Origin of the sequence: Stenotrophomonas sp. PUT21 (assembly GCF_052232875.1) — a bacterium.
In the GTDB taxonomy this organism is placed as follows: Bacteria; Pseudomonadota; Gammaproteobacteria; order Xanthomonadales; family Xanthomonadaceae; genus Stenotrophomonas; species Stenotrophomonas maltophilia_N.
Genome location: NZ_CP197645.1, coordinates 2027474 through 2049599, shown reverse-complemented (window position 1 = coordinate 2049599; position 22126 = coordinate 2027474). Strand labels below are relative to the sequence as shown.

The following is a 22126-nucleotide window of genomic DNA, read 5'->3' as shown; positions in this document are numbered from 1 at the left end:
GGCGTCCATGACATCAGCCTGCGAACTGTCCTTCTCCCGCCTGGCGGACTACCATCGTCGAGATATGGACAAAAAGCGCACTGTCAGCGATTGCCATGCCACCGACCGCCCCGTCGCAGCCCTGGCCACCCGACATCCCCATGGGGAACATATCCGTCCGCACAGCCACGCGCGGGCGCAGTTGATCCATGCACTTACCGGCGTGTTGACGGTCGTCAGCGCTGCTGGAAGCTGGGTGGTGCCGGCCGGCAGGGCGGTGTGGATGCCTGAAAATGTCGTCCACAGAATCCAGATCGCCGGCGATGTCGCCATGCGGACCCTCTACCTAGCGCCGCAGGTGCGGCCGGGCCTTTCCGGCCACTGCGAGGTCATCGAGGTATCCGCGCTGCTGCGTGAGGCCATCGTTGCCGCTACCGAGATCCGCCTGGATTACCGCAATGGAGGACGCGACCAGCGCGTCATGGACTTGATCCTTGACGAGATCGAAGTGGCTCCCCGGCTTCAACTGCATGTCCCGCTGCCGCGCAATCCCAAGCTGCTGCGCCTCTGCGAACGAATGATCGCCGAGCCCGCTGAACCGGTAACGCTGGAAGGCCTGGCGCGCGCGATGAACACAAGCGGGCGGACGGTGGCGAGGCTCTTCCATCGAGAAGTCGGGATGAGTTTTGGCGGCTGGCGGCGGCGGATGTGCCTGTTGCTCAGCCTGCCGCGTCTTGCCTCGGGCGTCTCCATCCTTGAGGTTTCGCTGGAGCATGGTTATCAGAGCCCAAGCGCGTTCTCGGCCATGTTTCGCCGCTCTCTCGGGGTGTCACCGACGGAGTATCTCGTCTCCAACGTGTGAGGTTTTCAGGGTGGGAAAACGAGCGCGCATGTCCTTCACGCTGCCTCTACGTCGCCGAGCTTCAACTGAATGCCGGTCATGGCGCTGGCGTAAACGCCGCTATAGTCCGAACACCCCATAAGAAGGAGGCAGTGCGATGATTCTGACCAAACAACACCTGACGACCGCGCGTACGCTTGCTGTGGCGCTTGTCGCTACCGTGGGCCTGAGTGCCTGTGCGACCTACAAAGACGAGTTTGCAACGATCAATTCACGCCTCGACCAGCTCGACGTGAAGGTGCAGGGTGCAGCGCAGAGCGCCGAGTCCGCCAATCAGTCGGCGCAGCAGGCCAACCAGCGTCTGGATCAGATCGAGGGCCGCGTCCAGCAGCTCGAACAAGCACCGCGTCGCAAGCCGCGTGGCTGATTCGTTCCCCGCAGCATGTATCAGGCAGGCAACGTGTGAATCGGAAACCAGTGGCCTTTGCGGGCCACTGGTTTCCTGTGGCTGTGCAGTCTTCAATGCAAGGAATTGTCCCATCCGTACGCACTCATACCCTATAACCCGGGCCCTGCGTGGCGCATTGGCCGTGGCGCTGGCGTTCACGAGCATCGGCGTGGCCAGCGCCGAGGATGCGCCCGCTCAGCCAGCACCCGCCGTCGATGAGCTTCCGCAAGGGCAGGCCGTGTCCGAGACCGTGATTGAACTCGCGGGCTGGGTTGTCGCGAGCAAGGACAGCCAAGGCTATCCGTTCGCGATCATGGACAAGGCCGCTGCGCAGATCCTGGTCTTCGACGGCGATGGCAAGCTTCGCGGCGCCGCCCCGGGGCTGTTCGGCTCGGCGACCGGCGACCATATCGCGCCCGGAATCGCGGGCCTCGCCCTTCGCGAAATTCCCGGCCGGGATCGCACAACGCCCGCCGGGCGCTTTGTGGGGGGCTTCGGGCCCTCCATCGACGCGGGCCGCGTCCTGTGGGTCGACTACGATTCCGCCGTCTCCATCCACCCGACGGCGACAGGGGTCCCGAAAGAGCGACGGGCCGAGCGCCTGGCATCGGCGTCACCGGACGACAATCGCGTCACCCATGGCTGCATCAATGTCTCGCCGGCGTTCTACGCGCAGATCATTGAATCTACCTTCCAGCGGGGCGGGGTGTTCTACGTCCTTCCCGACAAGGCCTCGATAGCGGAGACCTTCCCGGAGTTCGCGAAGAGTCGCGAGGCGACCCAGGGCGATGAGGGAGCCCGCGCGGGTCCCGCCGGCAAGTAATGCGTCGTCATGGCGCATGGCGTTCAAAATGCGCCAGCAGCGCCGCCAGGTGCGGCGTGTCGACGACAGCGGCGATATAGCCGTCCGGCCGGATCAGCAGCCACTCGCCCGGTTGCACGCCATAGGCCTCGGCGAAGTGCCCGTCCGCATCGCGCAGGTCGCCAGCCGGGCCGATGATGTGGACGCGCAACCCCGCTCGCGAGGGGGCGCTGGACCGATCGCAGGCGTAGCCCAGCAATGTCCAATGCGTTCCGCGCAGCACGTCGAACAGGCGCACGCGCTGTCCACCCGCGCCCAGCAGCGGCGCATCGGGCGCCCGGCTGCCCGGCGCGATGCGTCCGCTGCGGGCCTCGGCAGCCAGCGTGAGTGACGATTCACCATAGGCGAGATCGAGCTGCTGCACGTCGCGCCCGCGGCGGTTGTCGCCGCGCTGGGCCTGAGCGAGCAGCGTCGTGGCAAGCCCGAGCATCGAGGCTGCAATGGGGCGGCGCTCTTCCTCGTAAGTATCCAGCAGGGCCTGCGGCGCACCGTTCAACACCGCCGCCAGTTTCCAACCGAGGTTGTAGGCGTCCTGCGCGCTGGTGTTCAGGCCCTGGCCGCCGGTGGGCGGATGCGTGTGAGCGGCGTCGCCGATGAGGAACACGCGGCCGTCGCGGTACCGGTCGGCCAATCGCGCGTTCATCCGGTACGCCGAAGCCCAACAGACATCGAGCACTTCGAGATCGTTGCGGCCGGTACGCATGCGCACCATGTCCGCCAGCCCGTCGATGGAAAGGTCGACGTCGCCCTCGAACGGCACGGGGGCCTGCAACTGGAACAGCGCTGTTCCCATGAGCGGGCATAGCGAGATGCGCCGCGCCATGTCGTCCTCGTTGAAACTGTGCCAGGCATCGCGCGGCAATCCCTGCAGGACGATGTCGGCCACCACCGCGCGCACACCCAGTGTTCTGCCCGGGAAGCCGATGTCCAGGGCCTGCCGCACGAAGCTGCGGCCGCCATCGGCGCCCACCAGATAGCGCGTCTGGAGCGTCTGCTCGCCCGTGGGGGTGGCGAGCCGAACCGTCACGCCATTTGCGTCCTGCTCGACGCCGATCAATCCATGCCCGAACTCGACCCGGTGGCCGAGCTCGGCAAGTCGATCGCGCATCACGGCCTCGGTCAGGAACTGCGGCACCATCAGCGGCTGGCGGTAGGGTTCGACCGGCGTAGCCGGTGCGCCTTCGATGACCGTCGCGTCGACGCTGCTGCCGTCGGCGCAATGGACCCGGGACACTGGGTAGGGCCCACCGGCCGCGAACAGCTGATCGAGGATGCCCATGTCCTCGAAGATTTCCTGGCTGCGCGGCTGGATGCCCTTGCCGCGCGAGCCGTGAAAAGGCTGCTCGCGCTGTTCGAACAGCCGGAACGCGACACCGCGGCGCGCCAGTTCGATGGCCAGGGTGAGGCCGGCAGCGCCGGCACCACAGATCACTACATCAGGGGTATTGCCCATTGTGCCGCTCCAGGTGTGTGTAATATGCACTTACTTGGAGGGGATGCTATGCCTGCGAAAAATAAGGTGCAAGATACACATAATTCTTCCGCATTGAAGTCGCTGCACCTTTCCATGGTCAGCCTCGCCAGCGTGATGAATCGGCCGCGCAACGATGAGCGGCTGATCCAGGAGGCCGGGGTGACGCTGGACCAGGCCCTGTTCCGCCTGCTGGTGGTGATCGAGCGGGTCGGCCCCATCGGCGTGGTGGACCTGGCTGACCGGCTGGGCCGCGACTACACCACCATCAGCCGACAGGTCGCCAAACTGGCGGCGATGGAGCTGGTGACACGTCGTGGAAACCCCGAGGATCGCCGCATCCGTGAGGCGACCATCGCGCCGAAGGGCAAGGAGATGACCGATCGGCTGGACGCCGCACGCGAGCGGATCGGTCGGGAGATCTTCGCGTCCTGGGCGGCGGAAGATGTGTCGGAACTGGTGCGGTTGATGGCAAAGTTCGCCAGCGCACTGGAAGCCCGTGAACGCGCGCCGTAATGGCGCACCGCGGCCTTCCCAGCCCGTCCGTTCGTCTACCGGATCCCGTTGTCAGACCCTCAAGGCATCACACGTGAAAGGATTGCTGCTTCTTGCCCTGCTCACGGTCGCGTCCTCGACCGCCCATGCCATCGTCATCCGCCACGACGTGGACGATGCGCGGTACCGCGTTCCCGCCACCGAGTTTCCCGCCCTCGTGGATATGCCCGGCGAAGGCCACGGCGCGCTGATCGCACCGCAGTGGGTGCTCACCGCCGCACACACGCTGCCGGTGCATGCCGACCTCAAGCAGGTGGTGATCAATGGAGCGGCCCGGGACGTCGAGCGCGTCATCACCCATCCCGGCTATCGAACGCTGCCGCAGACCTTGATCGATCAGGCCATGGCCAGTGGCGAGGCGATGCTGATCGTGGTGTTTCTCGCCTCGGGCGATGATGTTGCGCTGATCCGGTTGAAGGCGCCGGTGACGGACGTTGAGCCGGTGGCCCTTTACAGCGGCAGCGAGGAGGCCGGCCAGATCGCGAAAATCCTGGGGAAGGGCGCAACGGGTACCGGCGCCACCGGGCATTCTCCCAACGGCCCCAATCGCACCGAGCTCCGGCGTGCGTTCAACCGGATCACCAGCGCCTACGACCGCTGGCTCTGCTACGTGTTCGACGAACCGCCGGAAGCGTTGCCCCTCGAGGGCGTGCTGGGCAACGGTGACAGCGGTGGCCCGGTGCTCATCGAGCGCGATGGCCAGTGGCTGCTGGCCGGGCAGGGAGCCTGGAAGGTCGTGCAGGGTAATGTGCTGACGGCTCGACCCGGGCGTTATGGGCAGGTGACCTGCAATGTGCGCGTGAGTCACTATCGGGACTGGATTCAACGTGTGATGGCCGGGCAGCCTTAAATGGCGTTGGAAGAGGGTACTTGGCGGACCAGGTATGACCGCGTGGGGCAACGTCAGCGGCGATGCCAGGGCTATGATCCAAGGAAGGACATCAGCAAAGGAGCACCAAGCACATGGACGTTGTAGAACCGCTGGAGGTGCTTCGCACGTCCGTACGCCGCCTCACTCTGTTGACTATCGCCCTTGGAGTGCTTGTTGCGGGCCTGGCCGTGGCAGTCATCGCATTGTCGATGGCGCCGCGCGGAACACTCACCGTTGATGAACTCCACGCCCATCGCGTCGTTGTGCTGGATGACCAGGGCGTAATGCGCGTTGAGGTGGGCCAGGATGCAGTTGATGCCGGAAGGCGATCGCGCACGGCCGGTGTGTGGCTGTACGATGCCAAAGGCGATGAACGCGGTGGGATGGCAACCCACGAAGATGGCCTGGTAGGTCTTGCCTTCGATGCCCCGGTGGGGAAGGGCGAGGATCACCTGCGTGATCGCCTGAGCCTGCGCGTGAATGCCGACGGTGCTTCCCAGGTGCTGCTCACGGACAACCTGACCCGCGGCATTGTCGGTCTTCTGTCCGACGGCACAGGCAACGGCGGGGTGGAGACGTATCGCTGGGACATGGATGCCAAGCTCATCCACCGCCGTTACATCACGTTCGATCAGGACGAGCGGCGGCAGCGCCCGTTGGGTGAGCCGCAGGCGCAATAGGCCGTCATCGCTCATGCCCACGCAGCGCCGCGTGCTCGTCCGGGATCGAGAGCTGCTGGCTCACCTCGGATCGAGCAGGCGCCGGGCATCCCCCGGCGCCTGCGTCATGCATTGCGATCAGCCCGCCTGACCCAACCGCAGCTTCAGCTGATCGATCTCCGCCTCGCTGACGCCGATGGATTTCAGGTAGCCCTCGGCACCACCGTACTGCTGATGCAGCGCGGTGAGAAACAGCTCCATGTTCTCCGGCGCGGTGCCGGACATGCCGGCCATTTTCCTGCCGATCTCTGGGTTCTGCTTGATCAGTTCCATGATCTGCGCGTTCATCGCGCTGTCCTTGGGCTGGCCTTCCAGGTAATGGGCGGAGATCGCGTAGTTGTGCACGATGTCCGCGCGCGACACGCCGGCCAGATCCAGCAGCAGCCCGGCGATGATGCCGGTGCGGTCCTTGCCGGCGGTGCAGTGGAACAGCACGGTGCCGTCGCGCTCGGCGGCGATGCGCTGGAAGACCTGCTTGAACTGCGGCTGGCTGTGATCCAGCCACTGCACATAGGCCGCACCCAGCGAATCCGGGAAGGTGGTCATCATTTTCTGCAGGTCCATCCTCTCGGTGCCCATCAGCGAGGTGCGCTGGTAGGCGAAGCGGGCATCGTCGGCCAGCAGGTCCGGCGACTGCGCCTGCTCATCGGCGGTGCGCAGGTCGATATCCAGCGTGACGCCGGCGGCAGCCAGTGCGTCGCGATCGGCGGCCGTCAGACGGCCCAGGTCCGAGGTGCGCACGAACGCGCTGGCCGGGATCGGGCCATGGCTGCCCTGCAGGCCGGCAAAGGTGCGCGTGTTCCATGCACCCTGCAGCGGCATCAGGCGTTGTGCATCGGCGGCGACCGGCTGCACGTTGGTGGTACGCGCGGCCGCAGGCGCGGCGGCTGCCGTGTCGGCGACGGGTGCGCGGGCCAGTGCGATGCCCGCGCCAGCGAGCATCGGCAGGCTGAGGGCAATGGCAAGGGCAAGGTGGTTGCATCGAAGGTTCATCGGGATCTCCAGGGCGATCAGAAGGTGACGGTGACGTCCAGGCCGTAGGTGCGCGGGTCGTTGAAGATGCCGCTCTGGCCAAGTGAGGCGTTGTTGAGTTTGTAGAACAGGTGTTCTTCGTCGAGCAGGTTGCGCGCCCACAGCGAGACGGCCAGGGTCGAGCCGGTGCTGTTGAGGGGGACGTCGATCAGCGCGACGCGGGCGTTCACGATGAAGGAGCGGTCGGTAAGCATCTGGTCGTATTCGCTGGTGTAGTAACCGTCGGACCAGTTGCCATCCAGATGGAACTTGAGCGCGGAGAAGTTGGCGAACGGCAGCAGGTAGTCCAGCGACACGCTGCCGGCGTTCTTCGGCGCCAGCAGCGGCTGCACCGTGACCTGGACACCGGCGCCGAACGGATCGACCGCGCTCTGCGCATCGATGCGGGTGTAGGCGTAGTTCAGGCCCACGGTCAGGTTGTCCACCGGCATCACGTTGAATTCGAGCTCCGCACCGCGCGAGGTCCCGTTGCTCAGTGCGTTGGTGGTGACCATGGTGGTGCGGGTTTCGCCGCTGTTGGGGTCGAACGGCAGCGAGAAATCCATCTGCTTGTGTTCGATCTTCGAATCGAACAGGGCCAGGTTCAGGCGTGCGCGGTTGTCCCAGAACTGCGACTTGAAGCCGAGCTCGATCGCAGTCACTTCTTCCGGCGCGAAGGCGGTATACGTGGTGGAGCGCGAGTTGGCGCCGCCCGCCTTGAAGCCGGTGCTGTACTTGGCATACACCATCGCGTTGTCGCCCACGTCGTAGGCGATGTTCACCATCGGGTCGAAGCGTCCCCACGCATCGTCGAAGGCAAGGTCGGTTGCCAGGCCGTTGACGATGTACAGGCTGCCCTTCTTGTCATCGCGCGTGTAGCGGCCACCGGCGGTCAGGTGCAGGCGCTCAAGCGAAGCCGGTGTCCAGGTGGCCTGGCCGAAGATGCCCAGGCTGTCCGTCCAGGCCTTGCTGGCGCGGTCGATGCGCACGTTGCCCAGGTTCAACGGGTTGGTCGCCGGGTTGAGCGTATAGCTGTTGCCGCCCGGGCCCCACAGCAGCATGTTGGGGGTCTGCGCGTTGTCGCCGGCGGTTTCGTGATAGTAGAAGGCGCCTGCGAGGAACTGCACCTGCGAAGTGGTGCCGATCAGCTGGAATTCCTGGCTGTACTGGTGCTGGTACACCTGGGCCAGGCTGTAGCGGCCGAACGGCGTGCTGGGACCGCCATAGGCGGAAATCGCGTCGACCAGGCCCATGTCGAACTGGCCTTGGGTCAGTTCGCGGTAGGAACTGATCGACTTCAGTTCCAGGTGTTCGCTGAGCGTCCAGCCGAGGTTGAGCAGATGGCCACTGGTGCGGCCGATGTTGTCTTCCTGCGGGCCGCCCAGAATGGCGGAACCGCGCCGGTCCTCGCTGGCCCCGGCTTGCTGCAGCGGGCTCACGTAGGGGCCCGGCACCAGCAACTGCGTGTGGTATGGGGTGGTGGCATCAAAGGAGGTGTCGAAGGCATACAGCGCGGAGAAGTCGTCGCTGGGCTGCCACAGTGCACTCAAGCGCGCGCCGCGTTTGTCGTAGCTGTTGAAGTCGCGTTCGCCGCGCATCGGGTTGTCGGTGGTGCCACCCCGCTTGGCCTGCACCGCATCGATCTTGACGCTCACATCGCCCACCTTCGGCAGATCCAGATGCATGCCGGTGGTGTAGCCGCTGTAGTTGGAGGCGCCGGCACTGACGCTGCCGCCGAACTCGCCGGTGGGCGGTTTGGTGACGATGCTGATCGCGCCGCCTTCGGTGTTGCGGCCGAACAGGGTGCCCTGAGGCCCCTTCAACACCTCGATGCGCTCTACGTCATACAACATGCTGCCCAGGCCCTGCGCGCGGCCCATGAAGACGCCATCGACATACACGCCGACGCCCGCATCGCGTGCGGGCTGGTTGGCGTCACCGGAGGCACCGATGCCGCGGATGCCGATGTTCAGCGCGGAACTGCGCGTGGCGAACGGGGTGACCCGCAGCGACGGGATCGAGCTATCGGACAGGCTGCCGATCGAGATCGCGCTGCGGTCCTTCAAAGCTTCAGCATCCACCACGGAGACCGAGATCGGGGTTTCCTGCAGGTTGGTGGCACGTTTCTGGGCGGTGACGACGACCTGATCCAGGGCGACCACATCCCGTGCAGCGATATCGGCGGTAGCGGAGGTCTCCGCGTCGTTGGCCAGGGCGAGGCCGGGCAGCGCGGTGGCGATGGCAAGGGCTAACAGGTGACGGTGCAGCTGGGCGTGGCGCATCGGAGTCGTTCACGGGAGGAGGGGCCGGCGCAGTCTGTGCGTGCAAAATGACAGATGAATGACCGTTCATTCACTGCGCCCATGGCGTACCATCGGTCCTCAACTGGATGCCATCTACGACGAGCAATGACGCTTAATCCCCTTTCCGCCGCCCCCGCGGACGCCGCCGCCGCCACCCGAGCAGAGGCACAGCGGCAGCGCATCCTGGACGCCGCGCAGCGCTGCTTCATCGCCCGTGGGTTCCATGCCGGCTCCATCAGCGACATCGCTGCGGAGGCGGAGATCAGCCAAGGGTTGATGTATCGCTACTTCGACAACAAGCGCGCCCTGGTCCTGGCGCTGATCGAGCGGCAGCTCGCGCACGACGAGGAGGCGATCGGGCACATGCCGGCCGCATCCGATCTGGTCGAGGGGCTGTTGCGCTGCTACCGGCTGTGGGCACGCGGCGAGACGCTGGAAACCCGGGGCAATGCCATCGCCAACGTCGCGCTGTACGCGGAGATCACGGCCGAAGCGCATCGGGATCCGGTCGTGGCCGAGGTGTTGAGACGGCACGACCGGCAGACCAGCGCGGCCATCGCCGGTTGGCTGCGGCAGCACGACATCGCGCATGGGCGCACGCCGGTGGCGGCCGATGTGGAGCGACGCACGTTGTTGATGCGTCTGCTGGTGGAGGGCCTGGCGATGCGCGCGGTGCGCGATCCGGATCTGGCCGAAGCCACGGTGCGGGCGCTGCTGGCGGACGCCATCGCCACCGTGCTGGCGGAGTGAGCGCAGCGATTTAACGCCACGGTACGGCAAGGTGCGCACACTGGTCCGGTCTTCACTGTCCCTCATGCACAGCAACCGGAGATCCCATGTCCTTCAACGCCCTCCTTGCGACCAAGACCGCCGATGCCATCACCGCCGGTGTCGTCCCGCTGACCGAGCAGGATCTGATGCCCGGCGATGTCACCGTTGCCGTGGAGTACTCCACGGTGAACTACAAGGACGCCCTCGCGCTGAGCGGCCGCTCGCCGGTGATCCGGACCTTCCCGCTGATTCCCGGCATCGATCTGGCCGGTGTGGTCGAGACCTCCAGCCATCCCGGCTACGCGCCGGGTGACCGCGTGCTGGTCAACGGCTGGGGGTTGAGCCAGACCCACCACGGCGGCTATGCGCAGAAAGCGCGCGTGCCCGGCGAGTGGCTGGTGAAGATCCCCGAGGCGTTCACCAGCCGCGATGCGATGGCGATCGGCACCGCCGGCTACACCGCGATGCTGTCGGTGCTGGCGCTGGAGCATGGCGGGGTGAGCCCTGACCTGGGCGATATCCTGGTCACCGGCGCCAACGGCGGTGCAGGCTCCATCGCCATCGCGCTGCTGTCCACGCTCGGCTATCGGGTAGTGGCATCGACCGGCCGGCTGGAGGAGTCCGCCTACCTCAAGGAACTGGGCGCCGCCGAGATTCTTGACCGCGCCACGCTGTCCGAGCCGGGTGCGCCGATCGCCAAGGAACGCTGGGCCGGTGCGATCGACGCGGTCGGCAGCCATACGCTCGCCAACGTGCTGGCGCAGACCCGCTATCGCGGTGTGGTCGCTGCCTTCGGCTTGGCGCAGGGCGCGGATCTGCCGGGCTCGGTGCTGCCCTTCATCCTGCGCAACGTGACCCTGGCCGGCATTGATTCGGTCAACGCGCCTTACGCCGCGCGCGAACAGGCCTGGACGCGCCTGGCGGCCGATCTGGATCTGGGCAAGCTGGCCCGCACCACGCAGATGATCGGTCTGGCCGAGGTGCCGGCGCTGGCCGGCCAGGTGCTGCAGGGGCGGGTGCAGGGCCGCACCGTGGTCGACGTCAACGCCTGAGGTGGGAATGCCCACGGCGGCCATCGCAGGTGACCGGCATACCGGCAAAGGTGCGCAGGCGTCATGCTGCCTCCTTGCCGGGGATCCGGCGGAGGACATCCTCGTAAGGCACCAGGTCGAGGAAGGCGTGTACCTCGACCGCCCTGTCATCGCGCATGCGGAAGATCCAGACGTAGTCGTTGTGATACGGCTTGCCGTCCAGGGCTACCGCGTTGCCGCTCCAGTGGATGATCACATGCTCGCCGTCCGCCCAGATCCGTGTGGCCGAAGGCCGCACCGGCGTGCGCAGCCGACTGACGAAAGGCAGGACGGCGCGGGCGATGAACGGCTCGCGTCCGCGGTAGGTGCCTGCCGACGGGCTGGAGCCGGCGATCGTCCACACCACGTCCGGCGCGAGCATCTCGTTGAAGAAGTCCGAGCCGCCGGCTGCCCATCGATTGAACGCATCGGTGACCAGACGCTTGTTGTGCGCGGCGTTTTGCACCGTGGTCTCCGCGGCCTCCGTGGCCTCCGCGCTCCGGGCGATGGGCGCAGCGACCAGCGCCGCCGCAGCGAGCCCGACGGACAGCACGCAGCGTAGCGGCAGCCGGCTCATCGGCGGACCTCCCCGCGGAGCGTGGAGGTGCCGAAGATCAGCTGCTGCGCCATCGGCCGATCGATGAAGCGCGCGGGGAAGATCGGCGCGGGTGCACTGGCCTCATCCAGCCGGGCCAGATGCGCGTCGCTGAGGACGATCTCCAGCGCGCCGAGGTTGTCTTCGGCCTGCGCGACGGTGCGGGCGCCGATGATCGGCGAGACCACGGCCGGATTGACCAGCGTCCAGGCAAGGGCTACCTGTGCGCGCGTCACGCCCAGCTCCTCGGCTACCTCGCCCACCACGGCGGCGATCGCCAGCGAGCGTTCGTTGAGATGGCCGATCGACGCGATCACGCCCTTGCGACTGCTCGCCACGTCCGCGCTGTTCTCATTGGAGAGATCGGCACGGGTGTACTTGCCGGTCAGGATGCCGCCGCCCAGCGGCGACCAGGGCAGCACGCCCAGCCCTAGGGCGCGGGCCATCGGCAGCAGTTCGTGCTCCACCGTGCGCTCGACCAGGCTGTACTCGATCTGCAGCGCGATCAACGGCGACCAGCCGCGCAGATCGGCCAGCGTCTGCAGTTCGGCCACGCGCCAGGCCGGGGTGTTGCAGATGCCCAGATACTGCACCTTGCCCGCGCGGACGAGATCATCCAGCGCGCGCATCACTTCGTCCGGACGGGTGGTGAAGTCCCAGGCGTGCACATACAGCAGGTCGATGCGGTCGGTATCGAGCTGGCGCAGGCTGGCTTCCACCGAGCGCACCAGGTTGTAGCGGTGGTTGCCGCCAGAATTGATGTTGGTGGCATCGCGCGCCATCGTGAACTTGGTGGCCAGCACGAGGCGGTCGCGCTGGGCCTTGGCGAAGCGGCCGAGGATGCGTTCGGATGCGCCGTTGGTGTAGTTGACCGAGGTATCGATGAAGTTTCCGCCGCGGTCGACGTAGGCATCGAAGATGCGCCGTGCCTCGGCGTCATCCGCGCCCCAGCCCCAGTCGGCGCCGAAGGTCATCGTGCCCAGCGACAGGGGCGAGACGCGCAGGCCGGAACGGCCCAGCAGGCGGTAGTGATCGAGCGAGGTGGGGGAGGTCATGCGGTCGTTCTCCGGTAGGGGCAGGCCGTGCCTGCGTGGGCGCCCAGTGTTCGGCCCCGGCGCCTGCGCCGGGTAGCACCGTCCTCCGCAATGCTTGCACGATCGTCCGAAGGCGAGGGAAGATGCGGATCGCGCAGATGCGCGTCCGGAGACCACGGCATGTCCTCGCTCGAACTGTTCCGTGATGCGATCGCCCGGCATGCCCCGCGCGACGGCACCTTCGAGTCCCGGTTGCCCGGGGTGAAGCTGATCCGATGCAGCACGCCGACGCTGCCGATGCCGGTGATCTACGAGCCGACCGTCTGCTTCGTGGCCCAGGGCCGCAAGCGCGCCATGCTGGGGACCAGCGTCTACTACTACGACCCGACCTGCTATCTGCTGGCGTCGGTCGGGCTGCCGGTCATGGGCTCGGTGATCGAGGCGACCGCGGCGCAGCCGTATCTGAGCCTGCAGATCGATCTGGATGCGACCGTGCTGGGCGAGCTCGCGCTGGCCTACCCACGGCCTGCCGCAGCGGACATGGCGGCCGCCGGTCTGTCGCTCAGTGCGATGACGGCCGGGCTGCTGGATGCCACCACGCGCCTGGTCTGCTTGCTGGATTCACCGGAAGACGTCGGGGCACTGGCCCCGCTTGCACTGCGCGAGATCCTCTACCGGCTGCTGAGCGGTCCCGATGGCGGCGTGCTGCAGGCGATGACGCGCAACGACAGCCGTCAGGGACAGATTGCCCGTGCGATCCTGTGGATCCGGACGCATTTCCGCGGTGCCTGCCGGATCGAGGCGATCGCCGACATTGCAGGCATGAGCCGCTCCAGCTTCCACGCGCACTTCAAGGCCGTCACGGCGATGAGCCCGCTGGAGTTCAGGACACAGCTGCGGATGCAGGAGGCGCGGCGGCTGATGGTCAGTGCTGGCCTGGATGCGGCCGAGGCCGGCTTCAATGTGGGCTATGAAAGCCCCTCGCAGTTCAGCCGGGACTACTCACGGCTGTTCGGCTTGCCCCCGGCGACCGATGCCCAGCGGCTGCGGTGGGCGGAGGGGAGGAGCTGCGGGACACCGTAGTGTGGCCGCACTCCCATGATGCCCGCGCCATCCGCGGGTAGACCCGGCGGTCAGACCGGCGCGAAACCGCGGGTGGTCTTCTTTTCGTTCTTTTCCGCCTTCTTTTCCTTGGCGGTCTTGGCAGGTTTCTTTTTCTGCTCTTTCTGTTTGTTCAGGCCTTTGGCCATGGCGACGCTCTCCAGGTGGGTTGCAACGGAGGCGAGCATGGCACATCCAGTGTCGGCCGGCGCATCGGCGTGCGATGGGTGCGCTGACGTGAACCCGGGGTGCGGCCGTTCATGGCGCAGGCATATCCCGGTACACGGGTTCGCTGCTGAGCACCTTCAGTCCGTCCGGACCACTCTGCAGCAGCCGCTGCTCGCCGACCGCCTGCTGCCATTGCAGTCGGAAACCATCCGCGTCGGGGAGTCGCGCGGCCAGCGCGATGAGGTGCTCACGGGCCTGTGGGCCCTCGCTGTCGAACTGGCCCCAGCGCTGGTCGTGGCAATGGATGATCAGGCGATAGTGGCTCATGCCGGGCTCGGCCAGTAGAGGCTGTCCGGGGTGGAGCGCGCACCGAAGATGGCCTGGCCGACGCGCACGACGGTAGCGCCTTCTTCGATGGCGATCTCGACGTCACCGGACATGCCCATGGAGAGTTCCTCCAGGCTGACGCCCGGCGGCAGGGTGGGGCGCAAACGGTCGCGCAGCTCGCGCAGGCGCGCGAAGCACGGGCGTACCTGTTCCGGATCCGGCGAGAACACCGCCAGTGTCATCAACCCGCGCACGCGCAGGTTGGAGAAGGCCGGCAACTGCTGCACGAAATCGGCGACCTCGATCGGGTCCAGACCGTATTTGCTGTCCTCCCCGGAGGTGTTGACCTGCACGAACACGTCTAGCGTGCGCTGCTCCAGTTCCAGCCGCTGATCCAGTGCCTGTGCCACGCGCAGGCTGTCCAGCGCCTGGAACTCACTGGCAAAGCGCGCCACGTCGCGCGCCTTGTTGGTCTGCAGGTGACCGATCACCGACCAGCGCAGGCCGGGCAGGTCGGCCATGGCCGCAGCCTTGCGCTGGGCCTCCTGCACCTTGTTCTCGCCCAACTCATGACAGCCGGCTTCCCAGGCCAGGCGCAGGCGGGCTTCATCGACGGTCTTGCTGACCGGCAGCAGACGCACGCTGGCCGGGTCGCGGCCGGCCAGTGCGCAGGCGCGGGCAATGCGTTCGCGGACCGCCTGCAGGTTGTGGCGGATCTCGTCGACAGTGGTGGCCTGGGGCCAGGTGGGGGCAGCGATGGGCATGGGGAGCTCCGGAAGCGGGGACGGCTGCACGGCGGCGGCGCACGTGCAACACTGTCCCGTGACGATGGATATATTGGCATAGGACAAAATGAAAATCACCGGCCAGACCGCCAGTGCGGTGTTCGAGAGCATCCGCCAGCAGATCCTCAGTGGCGCGCTGGGACCGGGCCAGCTGCTGCCCCCGGTCCGCGATCTGGCGCTCGCCCTGGGCATCAACCGCAACACGGTCGCGGCCGCGTACAAGCGACTGGATGCGGCCGGTCTGGCCCAGACCCAGGGGCGGCGCGGCACCGTGGTCAGCGCACGGCCGAGCCCGGGGGCACAGGAAGGCACGCAGCCGGGTTCGGCCCTGCAGGACCTGGCCAGTGGCAACCCGGACCCGCGCTGCCTGCCGGACCTGCGCGCGCTGCTGCCGGCGCGGCCGCCGCGGTTGTATGGCACGCCGACCATCGATCCGGCCTTGGCCACCCTCGCGCACCAGCAGTTGGCCGGCGATTGTCCACCCGGCTATGTGCTGGAACTGGCGCACGGCGCGGTCGATGCGATCGAACGCGTGCTGGCCTGCTGGCTGCTGGCGGGTGATCCAGTGGCGGTGGAGAACCCCTGCTTCCTCGGCAGCCTCAATACCTTGCGTGCGGCCGGTTACCAGACGCAGGCGGTGGCGATCGACGAGGAAGGCATGCAGGTCCAGGCGCTGGAGCAGGCGCTGGCCGCCGGCGCACGGGCGGTGCTGCTCACTCCGCGTGCGCACAACCCCACCGGTGCCAGCCTCAGCCGGCGGCGCGCGCGCGCGCTGCGCCAGGTACTGGAACGGTATCCGCAGGTGCTGGTGCTGGTCGATGACCATTTCGCATGGTTGTCCCGGCAGCCGTATCACGCCGTGATTCCGCCAACGACCCAGCGCTGGGCGTTGTTGCGCTCGCTGTCCAAGTCATTGGGGCCCGACCTGCGCCTGGCGTTGATCGGCTGTGATGCCGAAACCGCGGCACGGCTGCGCCTGCGGATGGCGCCGGGCACCGGCTGGGTCAGCCATCTGTTGCAGGATGCAGCTGCTGCGGCGCTGGGGTCTGCACGGGTGGCGGCGCGGATGAAACGCGCCGGGGACGATTACGTGGCGCGCCGGGAAATGCTGCGGCAGGCGCTGCAGGAGGAAGGCATCGCGGTAGGCGCGCAGATGGACGGTCTGAACCTGTGGCTGCCGTTGGCGAGCGACAGCCAGCCGCTGGTGATGGCCCTGGCCCAGCGCGGTTGGCAGGTGCGCGGGGGCGAGGTGTTTTCGGTTCATGCGCCGGTGCACGGGCTGCGGATCACCACGGCCACACTGACCAGCCCCGAGGCAAGGCGCTTCGCGCAGGATCTGCGCGAGGCGTTGGCGGGTTGAGCTCAGGGCGCCGCAGCGGCGTTCGGGCTGATGTAGTGGGTCTGCTCGTCGTCCTTGAGGAAGATCAGTTCCGGCTTGCCCTGCCAGGAGGTCAGCATCGCGCCGGTACTGTTCTGGTGTTTGACCACCAGCGTCGCGCCGCGGTCCGGGTTGGCGGTGACCTTGAATACCTCGGTGGTGCCGGTGGCATCGTCCAGGGTGAGGATGGCCTCGTCGCCGATATCGGCGGTGCCGTAACCGCCGCGCTCGGAGCCGTCCGCCCCCAGCAGGATCAGGCCCGACAATGGTGAGGCGCGCGGCCCCTGGGTGACCCCTTTGGTGAGCGGATCAGGCACCGGTGCGCCGAGGATCACCCGTGCCTGGCCACTGGCATCGCGGATCACCAGACCGCGTGCGGTGATGACGCGCTCATCGGACTGGCTCTGGTGCAGGCGCAGCGCGGTCCAACCGGAAACGATCAGGGCGAGGCTGGAAACGACCAGCGTGGTGACAGTCAGCGCGCGCGACATGCAGTTCTCCGGATCCTTGGAAGGGTGCGACGATACCGGATAGGCCATTCACGACACCAGTCGGAAAAGTCTGGAATTGCATTCAGGGCATGAGGTCGGCCGCGGGAGGGTTCAGCGGAAATCGCGGCTGTGGGTGCGCACGCCATCGATCAGCGGGTCGATATTGTGCATCTGGCGCACGATCAGGTGCTGCACGCCGTCCACGCGTTCCAGGCGGCCATCGACCTGCATCAGCCGGGCTTCGACCAGCACGCGGTGCTGGCGGTCGGCGATCTTGCGCCAGACCACCGCGTTGACCATGCCGCATTCGTCTTCCAGGGTAAGGAAGGTGACGCCGCTGGCGGTCTGTGGGCGCTGGCGCATGCGCACCAGCCCGGCAAAGCGCACGCTGCGCCCGTGTGGCAGTGCGGCCAGCTCGTCGGAGCGGTGGCAGCGGCGCTGGCGCAGCTGGCTGCGGATGAAGGAGACCATATGCCGGCCCAGCGTGGTGCCGGTGCTGTTGTAGTCGGCCTGCATGTCCTCGAAGGCGCTGGGCAGCGGCAGCGGCACGGCGGTTTCAGCGGTGGCGCGCGCGGTTTCGAACAGCGGCAGCGGCTTCTCCACGCCGGAAACCTCCCAGCGCGCGCGATGGCGATGGCCGCTCAGGCCTTTGAGTGCGCCGGCATCGGCCAGCAGGCCCTGATGGCGACGGTCCAGCTGCGCGCGCTGGCTCAGGTCGGCCACGCTCTCGAAGGGTGCGCGGTCGCGCGCCTGCACCACGTCGGTGGCGACCGCCTCGCTGAAGCCATCGACCAGGCGCAGCCCCAGGCGGATGCCGAACGGCCGGCCCGGCGAGGTGGGGGGCACCAGCGTGCAGTCCCATGCGCTGTAGCGCACATCCACCGGCAGCACCGGCACACCATGGCGGCGCGCGTCCTGCAGGATCTGGTCCGGGGTGTAGAACCCCAGCGGCTGGCTGTTGATCAGGCTGGCAGCAAACGCGGAAGGGTGGTGGCACTTGAGCCAGCAGCTGACATAGGTGATCAGCGCGAAACTGGCCGCGTGGCTTTCCGGAAAGCCATAACTGCCGAAACCCTTGATCTGTTCGAACAGGCGCTCGCCGTATTCGCGGCTGTAGCCGTTGGTGGCCATGCCGGCAAGCAGCTGGTCGCGGTGCGGCTCCAGCCCACCGTGGCGTTTCCACGCCGCCATCGAGCGGCGCAGTGCGTCAGCCTGGCCGGGGCTGAAGCCGGCGGCGGCGACCGCCAGCTGCATCACCTGCTCCTGGAACAGCGGCACGCCGAGGGTGCGTTTAAAGACCTTTTCCAGCGCGGGGGGATAGTCGACCTCTTCGATGCCTTCTTCCTTGAGCTTCTTCCGTCGGTTCAGATACGGATGGACCATGTCGCCCTGGATCGGGCCGGGGCGCACGATCGCCACTTCGATCACCAGATCGTAGAAGCAGCGCGGCTGCATGCGCGGCAGCATCGCCATCTGCGCGCGCGACTCGATCTGGAACACGCCCAGGGTGTCGGCGCGGCAGATCATGTCGTAGGTGGGGCCATCGCCGGAGGGGATATCGGCCATGCCCATCTTCGGCTCGCCATGCGCTTCCAGCATCGCCAGGCATTTGCGCACGGCGGTGAGCATGCCCAGTGCCAGGCAGTCCACCTTCATCAGCCCGGTGACATCCAGATCGTCCTTGTCCCACTGGATCACGGTGCGGTCGGCCATGGCCGCGTTCTCCACCGGCACCATCGTGGACAGGGGGTGTTCGGAGATCACGAAACCACCCGGGTGCTGGGACAGGTGGCGCGGGAAGTCGACCAGTTCGGCGGTCAGGGCGACCACGCGCCGCATCAGCGGGGTATCCGGATCGAAACCGCGCTCGCGCAATGCCTCCGGCAGCGGCTCGTGGCTGCTCCAGCGGTCCAGGCAGGCGGCCAGTTCGTTGACCTGGTCCGGCGGCAGGCCCAGCACCCGGGCCACATCGCGCACCGCGCTGCGCCCCCGGTAGCTGATCGCCACCGCGGTCAAGGCGGCGCGTTCGCGACCGTAGCGGTTGAACACGTATTGCAGCACTTCCTCGCGGCGCTCGTGTTCGAAGTCGATGTCGATGTCCGGCGGCTCGTCGCGCTCGGCGGAGATGAAGCGCTCGAACAGCAGCTCCATCTCGCTGGGGTCGATCTCGGTCACGCCCAGCACATAGCACACTGACGAATTGGCGGCCGAGCCGCGCCCCTGGCAGAGGATCTGCTGGCGGCGCGCGAAGCGCACGATGTCGTGCACGGTCAGGAAGTAGGACTCGTACTGCTTGGTGTGGATCAGCGCCAGTTCGTGTTCGATCTGGTGGCGTTGCTGGGGCGTCTCGCCCGCTGGCCAACGCCATTGCATACCTTCTTCCACCAGCACCCGCAGCCAGCTGGCCGGGTCGTGACCGGCCGGCACCAGCTCACGCGGGTAGGTGTACTTCAGTTGTTTGAGATCGAAGTGGCAGCGTTCGGCGATGCGCAGGGTCTCGGCCAGCAGTTCGGGCGGGTACAGCGTGGCCAGGGCCTGGCGGGTACGCAGGTGGCGCTCGCCGTTGGGAAACAAGCGCCAGCCGGCCTCACCGAGTGTGCAGTGGTGGCGGACCGCGGTGAGGGTGTCCTGCAGCGCGCGGCGGCGGCGCACATGCATGTGCACATCGCCGCTGGCCACCAGTGGAATGCCCTGGTCGCGGCCGAAACGACGCAGCCGCTGCAGGCGCGCACGGTCGTCGGCCTCGCGGTGCAGTTCAACCGCCAGCCACAGCCGCTGCGGGAAGCAGGTCTGCAGCCACTGCGCATCCTCGATGCCCGGGGTGGGCGCCGGCCACAGGCAGAGCAGACCGGCGTGCAGCTGTTCGATGTCGCTGCGCAGGCAGCGGTACTCGCCCTTGGGCGCGCGCCGGCGGCAGGTGGTGATCAGCTGGCACAGCGCGGCGTAGCTGCCCTGATCGGTGCACAGCAGCACCAGTTTCGGACCGTCCTCCAGCTGGAACTCGGCACCGGTGATCAGGGGCAGTGCGTGCTTCTGCGCGGCCTGCCAGGCGCGCACGATGCCGGCCAGCGAGCACTCGTCGGTGATCGCCAGCGCGCGGTAGCCCTGGCCCTTGGCCCGCGCGAACAACTCCTCGGCGATGGACGCGCCGCGCTGGAAACTGAAGGCCGACAGGCAATGCAGTTCGGCATAATCGGGCAGGGACGTGCTCATGCGAACCAGCCGTGCAGCATGAACGGCCCGCTGCGTGCATCGGCGGCGGTATACGCCCAGCCGCGCTGGCCCTGCGTGGTTTCGACCACGTAATAGTCGCGGCGGATGTCGCCGGCATCCCACCACCCCGATTCGATCCGTTCCGGCCCGGACAGGATGCGCAGGTGCGGATCCTGGAGCGCCTGCGGCTGGGTCAGCAACCAGCCCGGGCGCATCGGCAGCACCGGGGGCGCGGCCTTGGGGGCGCCCCCGGCATCGCCGGTCGCGCGTTCGGGCCGATGGTCGGCGCGCAGCCCCAGGCCCTGCACGGCATCGTCGCCGAGCCGGGCACGCAGGCGCTCGCGCAACTGCTCCCACGGCATCGCCTGCTGTGGGCGCGGGTCGAACAGATCGCGTGCGGCCGGGACGAACGGCGGCAGCTGCTCGGCCTGCAGGCGCAGCCCACGGCTGCCGGCGGGCAACTGCAGATGATCGACGCGGTTGCGGGCCAGCTCGAACAGCATCGCCGGTTCGCGCTCGGGGGCGAGCAGACCGATCGAGAGCCGTGTATCCGGGTGGTTTTCGTGTTCGAACCACAGATCGAACTGCAGCACGCCGCCATCGCGCGAGCACAGGAACGCGGCCAGATCGGCGGTCAGGCGGCGCAGCGGGAACAGCATCGCCTGGGTGGACTCGACCTCGTACTCGAACTCGATGCGCGCATCGAAGCGGTCCGGTGGCTGGAAATAACGCAGCGGCGGCGTGCTGATCCCGCGCAGCGCATCCAGGTGCGCCAATACCTGCGGCGGGAAGCGCCGGGCCAGGCTCTCGCGCGGCAGGCCGAACGCGGCGCCCAGCGTGCGCAGGCCTGAGCGCGCGAGCACCGTGACCGCCTCGGCCGGCAACCCGCTGCGTTCGATCGGCACCTGGGCCAGGGCCGCATCCAGCTGGGGTGCAGCCACGCCGAGCCGGCCATGCACGCGGGCCAGTACGCTGGCGGCATGCGGATTCGGTGCGGCCACCAGCCGATGCCGGAAACCCAGTTCGGTCAGGCCACGGGTGAGGCGCTGCTCGACCTGTGGCCAATCACCGAACAGTGCGCGGCTGGCCCGGATCTCCAGCGCCATCGCATGCGGGAAATCCAGGCTGACCTGTGAGCTGATGCCATACAGCCAGCTGGCCAGCAGCTGGCGGGTGGCCTGCTCGGCGCGTGGGTCGTACTCCACGCTGAGCATGTCGCGGGTCAGCACCTGCGCGGCCGAGAGCAGCATGCCGCGGCGCAGCCCAAGCTGCCGGGCCGCCGGACTCACCGCGTGCAGCACGCGCCGCTGCGCCGGGCCGGTGACCAGCACCAGCGGCGCGTCCGGGTCCGGTTGCTGGCGCAGGGCGGCATCCAGCGCCAGGTGCGGCAGCAGCAGGCAGGCCCAGTCCACGGCGGCGGCTCAATGGGCCACGGCCAGCGGCAGCGGCTGTGCCGGTGCCAGCCCGCCACGGCACTTGAGCACCCGCACCTGGCCATCGTCGAGCTGCAGGCGCAGCGCGGCCGGGGAGGGATTGCGTGCATGCCGGGCGTCGCGGAAGGAAAAGCCCAGGCACTGGCCGGTCTCGGCCGCCACCTGCAGCCGGCGCAGCGCGCGGTCATCGGCCTGCTGCGGCCAGCACAGCACCGCCGCGCAGGCCGCCGAGCGCAGGCATTGTTCGGCCGCCCACAACGCATCGCGCGGGCTGGCCTGGACCACCTGCACCTGGTTCAGTGCCAGCCCGGCGCGGGCCCAGGCCGGGGCATGCGGCAGGTGCGGCGGGGCGATCAGTACCACGGTCTGCTGTTGCTGACTCAACCGCGCCAGGGTCGGCCAGACCAGGGCCAGCTCACCGACCCCGGGCGAGGCCAGCAGCACCTCCGACAGCGCCGACGGCGGCCAGCCACCGCCGGGCAGGCGGGCATCCAGCGCCGGGTGGCCGGTCGGGTGCGGCGCCACCTCGGGGAAGGCCGCACGCGGCTGCCCGCGCCAGACCCGGCGCGTTTCCAGCAGCCGGTCCAAGGCCAGCACGGCGCCCATCAACAGGCCTCCCGGCAGGGCTGGAGCAGGCGGAAACGGGCAGGAAACAAGGGCATGGCGGCGAGTATCGGCAGCACGCGTGTCAAAGGCTGAG

At 67.7% G+C, this 22126-nt stretch carries 22 protein-coding genes; 10 read left to right on the top strand and 12 right to left on the bottom strand.

Annotated features, from left to right (window positions below):
* Window positions 1-7 precede the first annotated feature (7 nt).
* The 3 genes from ACTT2I_RS09445 (at window position 8) to ACTT2I_RS09435 (ending at window position 2091) form a co-directional block, all read left to right on the top strand.
* Window positions 8-841, top strand: coding sequence for an AraC family transcriptional regulator (locus ACTT2I_RS09445; protein WP_421099835.1), 834 nt, complete (start codon window positions 8-10; stop codon window positions 839-841).
* 136 nt (window positions 842-977) lie between these two features.
* A complete protein-coding gene (locus tag ACTT2I_RS09440; protein ID WP_088433391.1) occupies window positions 978-1247 on the top strand; it encodes a hypothetical protein in 270 nt (89 codons plus the stop codon).
* Between the two features lie 157 nt (window positions 1248-1404).
* A complete protein-coding gene (locus ACTT2I_RS09435; RefSeq protein WP_253247686.1) occupies window positions 1405-2091 on the top strand; it encodes a hypothetical protein in 687 nt (228 codons plus the stop codon).
* A 7-nt stretch (window positions 2092-2098) separates the two neighbouring features.
* Here the strand turns inward: ACTT2I_RS09435 and ACTT2I_RS09430 are convergent, their stop codons facing one another.
* On the bottom strand, window positions 2099-3583 hold the full coding sequence (locus tag ACTT2I_RS09430; protein ID WP_421099836.1) for an FAD-dependent oxidoreductase: 1485 nt from the start codon (window positions 3581-3583) through the stop codon (window positions 2099-2101).
* Window positions 3584-3697: 114 nt separating this feature from the next.
* Here ACTT2I_RS09430 and ACTT2I_RS09425 point away from each other — a divergent pair, with 114 nt between their 5' ends.
* The 3 genes from ACTT2I_RS09425 (at window position 3698) to ACTT2I_RS09415 (ending at window position 5707) form a co-directional block, all read left to right on the top strand.
* On the top strand, window positions 3698-4117 hold the full coding sequence (locus ACTT2I_RS09425) for a MarR family winged helix-turn-helix transcriptional regulator (protein ID WP_282259956.1): 420 nt from the start codon (window positions 3698-3700) through the stop codon (window positions 4115-4117).
* A 73-nt stretch (window positions 4118-4190) separates the two neighbouring features.
* Window positions 4191-5006: a S1 family peptidase gene (locus tag ACTT2I_RS09420; protein ID WP_421099994.1), complete on the top strand. Its 816-nt coding sequence runs from the start codon at window positions 4191-4193 to the stop codon at window positions 5004-5006.
* A gap of 113 nt (window positions 5007-5119) precedes the next feature.
* Complete coding sequence (locus ACTT2I_RS09415; protein WP_421099837.1) at window positions 5120-5707, top strand: hypothetical protein; 588 nt, start codon at window positions 5120-5122, stop codon at window positions 5705-5707.
* Between the two features lie 117 nt (window positions 5708-5824).
* Here the strand turns inward: ACTT2I_RS09415 and ACTT2I_RS09410 are convergent, their stop codons facing one another.
* Both ACTT2I_RS09410 and ACTT2I_RS09405 read right to left on the bottom strand, forming a co-directional pair.
* A complete protein-coding gene (locus tag ACTT2I_RS09410) occupies window positions 5825-6739 on the bottom strand; it encodes a tyrosine-protein phosphatase (protein WP_088433385.1) in 915 nt (304 codons plus the stop codon).
* Between the two features lie 17 nt (window positions 6740-6756).
* The gene (locus tag ACTT2I_RS09405) at window positions 6757-9039 is read right to left on the bottom strand and encodes a TonB-dependent receptor (RefSeq protein ID WP_421099838.1); all 2283 of its coding nucleotides are present in this window, start codon (window positions 9037-9039) and stop codon (window positions 6757-6759) included.
* 126 nt (window positions 9040-9165) lie between these two features.
* Here ACTT2I_RS09405 and ACTT2I_RS09400 point away from each other — a divergent pair, with 126 nt between their 5' ends.
* Both ACTT2I_RS09400 and acuI read left to right on the top strand, forming a co-directional pair.
* A complete protein-coding gene (locus ACTT2I_RS09400) occupies window positions 9166-9810 on the top strand; it encodes a TetR/AcrR family transcriptional regulator (RefSeq protein ID WP_088433383.1) in 645 nt (214 codons plus the stop codon).
* An 86-nt stretch (window positions 9811-9896) separates the two neighbouring features.
* Window positions 9897-10883, top strand: a complete 987-nt coding sequence (acuI, locus tag ACTT2I_RS09395; RefSeq protein WP_421099839.1) for an acrylyl-CoA reductase (NADPH) — start codon at window positions 9897-9899, stop codon at window positions 10881-10883.
* A gap of 61 nt (window positions 10884-10944) precedes the next feature.
* Here acuI and ACTT2I_RS09390 read toward each other — a convergent pair whose 3' ends face one another.
* Window positions 10945-11478, bottom strand: a complete 534-nt coding sequence (locus ACTT2I_RS09390; protein WP_421099840.1) for a nuclear transport factor 2 family protein — start codon at window positions 11476-11478, stop codon at window positions 10945-10947.
* On the bottom strand, window positions 11475-12551 hold the full coding sequence (locus ACTT2I_RS09385) for an aldo/keto reductase (RefSeq protein ID WP_421099841.1): 1077 nt from the start codon (window positions 12549-12551) through the stop codon (window positions 11475-11477). Before ACTT2I_RS09385 ends, ACTT2I_RS09390 begins: the two co-directional genes overlap by 4 nt.
* A 159-nt stretch (window positions 12552-12710) precedes the next feature.
* Between ACTT2I_RS09385 and ACTT2I_RS09380 the strand changes: the two genes are divergently transcribed.
* A complete protein-coding gene (locus ACTT2I_RS09380) occupies window positions 12711-13613 on the top strand; it encodes an AraC family transcriptional regulator (RefSeq protein WP_088433379.1) in 903 nt (300 codons plus the stop codon).
* Between the two features lie 50 nt (window positions 13614-13663).
* Here the strand turns inward: ACTT2I_RS09380 and ACTT2I_RS09375 are convergent, their stop codons facing one another.
* The 3 genes from ACTT2I_RS09375 to ACTT2I_RS09365 all read right to left on the bottom strand — a co-directional run bounded on the left by ACTT2I_RS09375 (window position 13664) and on the right by ACTT2I_RS09365 (window position 14890).
* Window positions 13664-13819 carry a hypothetical protein gene (locus tag ACTT2I_RS09375; RefSeq protein ID WP_167390404.1) on the bottom strand — a complete coding sequence of 52 codons (156 nt, stop codon included), beginning with the start codon at window positions 13817-13819 and terminating at the stop codon, window positions 13664-13666.
* A 70-nt stretch (window positions 13820-13889) separates the two neighbouring features.
* Window positions 13890-14126: a hypothetical protein gene (locus tag ACTT2I_RS09370; RefSeq protein WP_088433378.1), complete on the bottom strand. Its 237-nt coding sequence runs from the start codon at window positions 14124-14126 to the stop codon at window positions 13890-13892.
* A complete protein-coding gene (locus tag ACTT2I_RS09365) occupies window positions 14123-14890 on the bottom strand; it encodes a YggS family pyridoxal phosphate-dependent enzyme (protein WP_421099842.1) in 768 nt (255 codons plus the stop codon). Before ACTT2I_RS09365 ends, ACTT2I_RS09370 begins: the two co-directional genes overlap by 4 nt.
* An 88-nt stretch (window positions 14891-14978) precedes the next feature.
* On the opposite strand from ACTT2I_RS09365, the gene ptsJ reads away from it, so the two are divergent.
* Window positions 14979-16271 carry a MocR-like B6 salvage transcription factor PtsJ gene (ptsJ, locus tag ACTT2I_RS09360; RefSeq protein ID WP_421099843.1) on the top strand — a complete coding sequence of 431 codons (1293 nt, stop codon included), beginning with the start codon at window positions 14979-14981 and terminating at the stop codon, window positions 16269-16271.
* A gap of 2 nt (window positions 16272-16273) precedes the next feature.
* On the opposite strand, the gene ACTT2I_RS09355 is transcribed toward ptsJ, so the two are convergent.
* The 4 genes from ACTT2I_RS09355 to imuA form a co-directional block, all read right to left on the bottom strand.
* A complete protein-coding gene (locus tag ACTT2I_RS09355; RefSeq protein ID WP_421099844.1) occupies window positions 16274-16780 on the bottom strand; it encodes a hypothetical protein in 507 nt (168 codons plus the stop codon).
* A 111-nt stretch (window positions 16781-16891) separates the two neighbouring features.
* Window positions 16892-19993: an error-prone DNA polymerase gene (locus tag ACTT2I_RS09350; RefSeq protein ID WP_421099845.1), complete on the bottom strand. Its 3102-nt coding sequence runs from the start codon at window positions 19991-19993 to the stop codon at window positions 16892-16894.
* Complete coding sequence (locus tag ACTT2I_RS09345) at window positions 19990-21405, bottom strand: Y-family DNA polymerase (protein ID WP_293978147.1); 1416 nt, start codon at window positions 21403-21405, stop codon at window positions 19990-19992. The genes ACTT2I_RS09350 and ACTT2I_RS09345 overlap by 4 nt, the downstream gene beginning before the upstream one ends.
* A 9-nt stretch (window positions 21406-21414) precedes the next feature.
* On the bottom strand, window positions 21415-22032 hold the full coding sequence (gene imuA, locus ACTT2I_RS09340; protein ID WP_088433373.1) for a translesion DNA synthesis-associated protein ImuA: 618 nt from the start codon (window positions 22030-22032) through the stop codon (window positions 21415-21417).
* Between the last annotated feature and the right edge of the window lie 94 nt (window positions 22033-22126).

Excerpts from the sequence above, each read along its gene's own strand:
- acuI (WP_421099839.1), top strand. The coding sequence starts at position 9,897 with ATGTCCTTCAACGCCCTCCTTGCGACCAAGACCGCCGATGCCATCACC.
- ACTT2I_RS09375 (WP_167390404.1), bottom strand. The coding sequence starts at position 13,819 with ATGCTCGCCTCCGTTGCAACCCACCTGGAGAGCGTCGCCATGGCCAAA.
- ACTT2I_RS09425 (WP_282259956.1), top strand. The coding sequence starts at position 3,698 with ATGGTCAGCCTCGCCAGCGTGATGAATCGGCCGCGCAACGATGAGCGG.
- imuA (WP_088433373.1), bottom strand. The coding sequence starts at position 22,032 with ATGGGCGCCGTGCTGGCCTTGGACCGGCTGCTGGAAACGCGCCGGGTC.
- ACTT2I_RS09400 (WP_088433383.1), top strand. The coding sequence starts at position 9,166 with ATGACGCTTAATCCCCTTTCCGCCGCCCCCGCGGACGCCGCCGCCGCC.
- ACTT2I_RS09365 (WP_421099842.1), bottom strand. The coding sequence starts at position 14,890 with ATGCCCATCGCTGCCCCCACCTGGCCCCAGGCCACCACTGTCGACGAG.
- ACTT2I_RS09415 (WP_421099837.1), top strand. The coding sequence starts at position 5,120 with ATGGACGTTGTAGAACCGCTGGAGGTGCTTCGCACGTCCGTACGCCGC.
- ACTT2I_RS09385 (WP_421099841.1), bottom strand. The coding sequence starts at position 12,551 with ATGACCTCCCCCACCTCGCTCGATCACTACCGCCTGCTGGGCCGTTCC.
- ACTT2I_RS09350 (WP_421099845.1), bottom strand. The coding sequence starts at position 19,993 with ATGAGCACGTCCCTGCCCGATTATGCCGAACTGCATTGCCTGTCGGCC.
- ACTT2I_RS09380 (WP_088433379.1), top strand. The coding sequence starts at position 12,711 with ATGTCCTCGCTCGAACTGTTCCGTGATGCGATCGCCCGGCATGCCCCG.
- ptsJ (WP_421099843.1), top strand. The coding sequence starts at position 14,979 with ATGAAAATCACCGGCCAGACCGCCAGTGCGGTGTTCGAGAGCATCCGC.
- ACTT2I_RS09355 (WP_421099844.1), bottom strand. The coding sequence starts at position 16,780 with ATGTCGCGCGCGCTGACTGTCACCACGCTGGTCGTTTCCAGCCTCGCC.
- ACTT2I_RS09430 (WP_421099836.1), bottom strand. The coding sequence starts at position 3,583 with ATGGGCAATACCCCTGATGTAGTGATCTGTGGTGCCGGCGCTGCCGGC.
- ACTT2I_RS09410 (WP_088433385.1), bottom strand. The coding sequence starts at position 6,739 with ATGAACCTTCGATGCAACCACCTTGCCCTTGCCATTGCCCTCAGCCTG.
- ACTT2I_RS09440 (WP_088433391.1), top strand. The coding sequence starts at position 978 with ATGATTCTGACCAAACAACACCTGACGACCGCGCGTACGCTTGCTGTG.
- ACTT2I_RS09390 (WP_421099840.1), bottom strand. The coding sequence starts at position 11,478 with ATGAGCCGGCTGCCGCTACGCTGCGTGCTGTCCGTCGGGCTCGCTGCG.
- ACTT2I_RS09445 (WP_421099835.1), top strand. The coding sequence starts at position 8 with ATGACATCAGCCTGCGAACTGTCCTTCTCCCGCCTGGCGGACTACCAT.
- ACTT2I_RS09405 (WP_421099838.1), bottom strand. The coding sequence starts at position 9,039 with ATGCGCCACGCCCAGCTGCACCGTCACCTGTTAGCCCTTGCCATCGCC.
- ACTT2I_RS09370 (WP_088433378.1), bottom strand. The coding sequence starts at position 14,126 with ATGAGCCACTATCGCCTGATCATCCATTGCCACGACCAGCGCTGGGGC.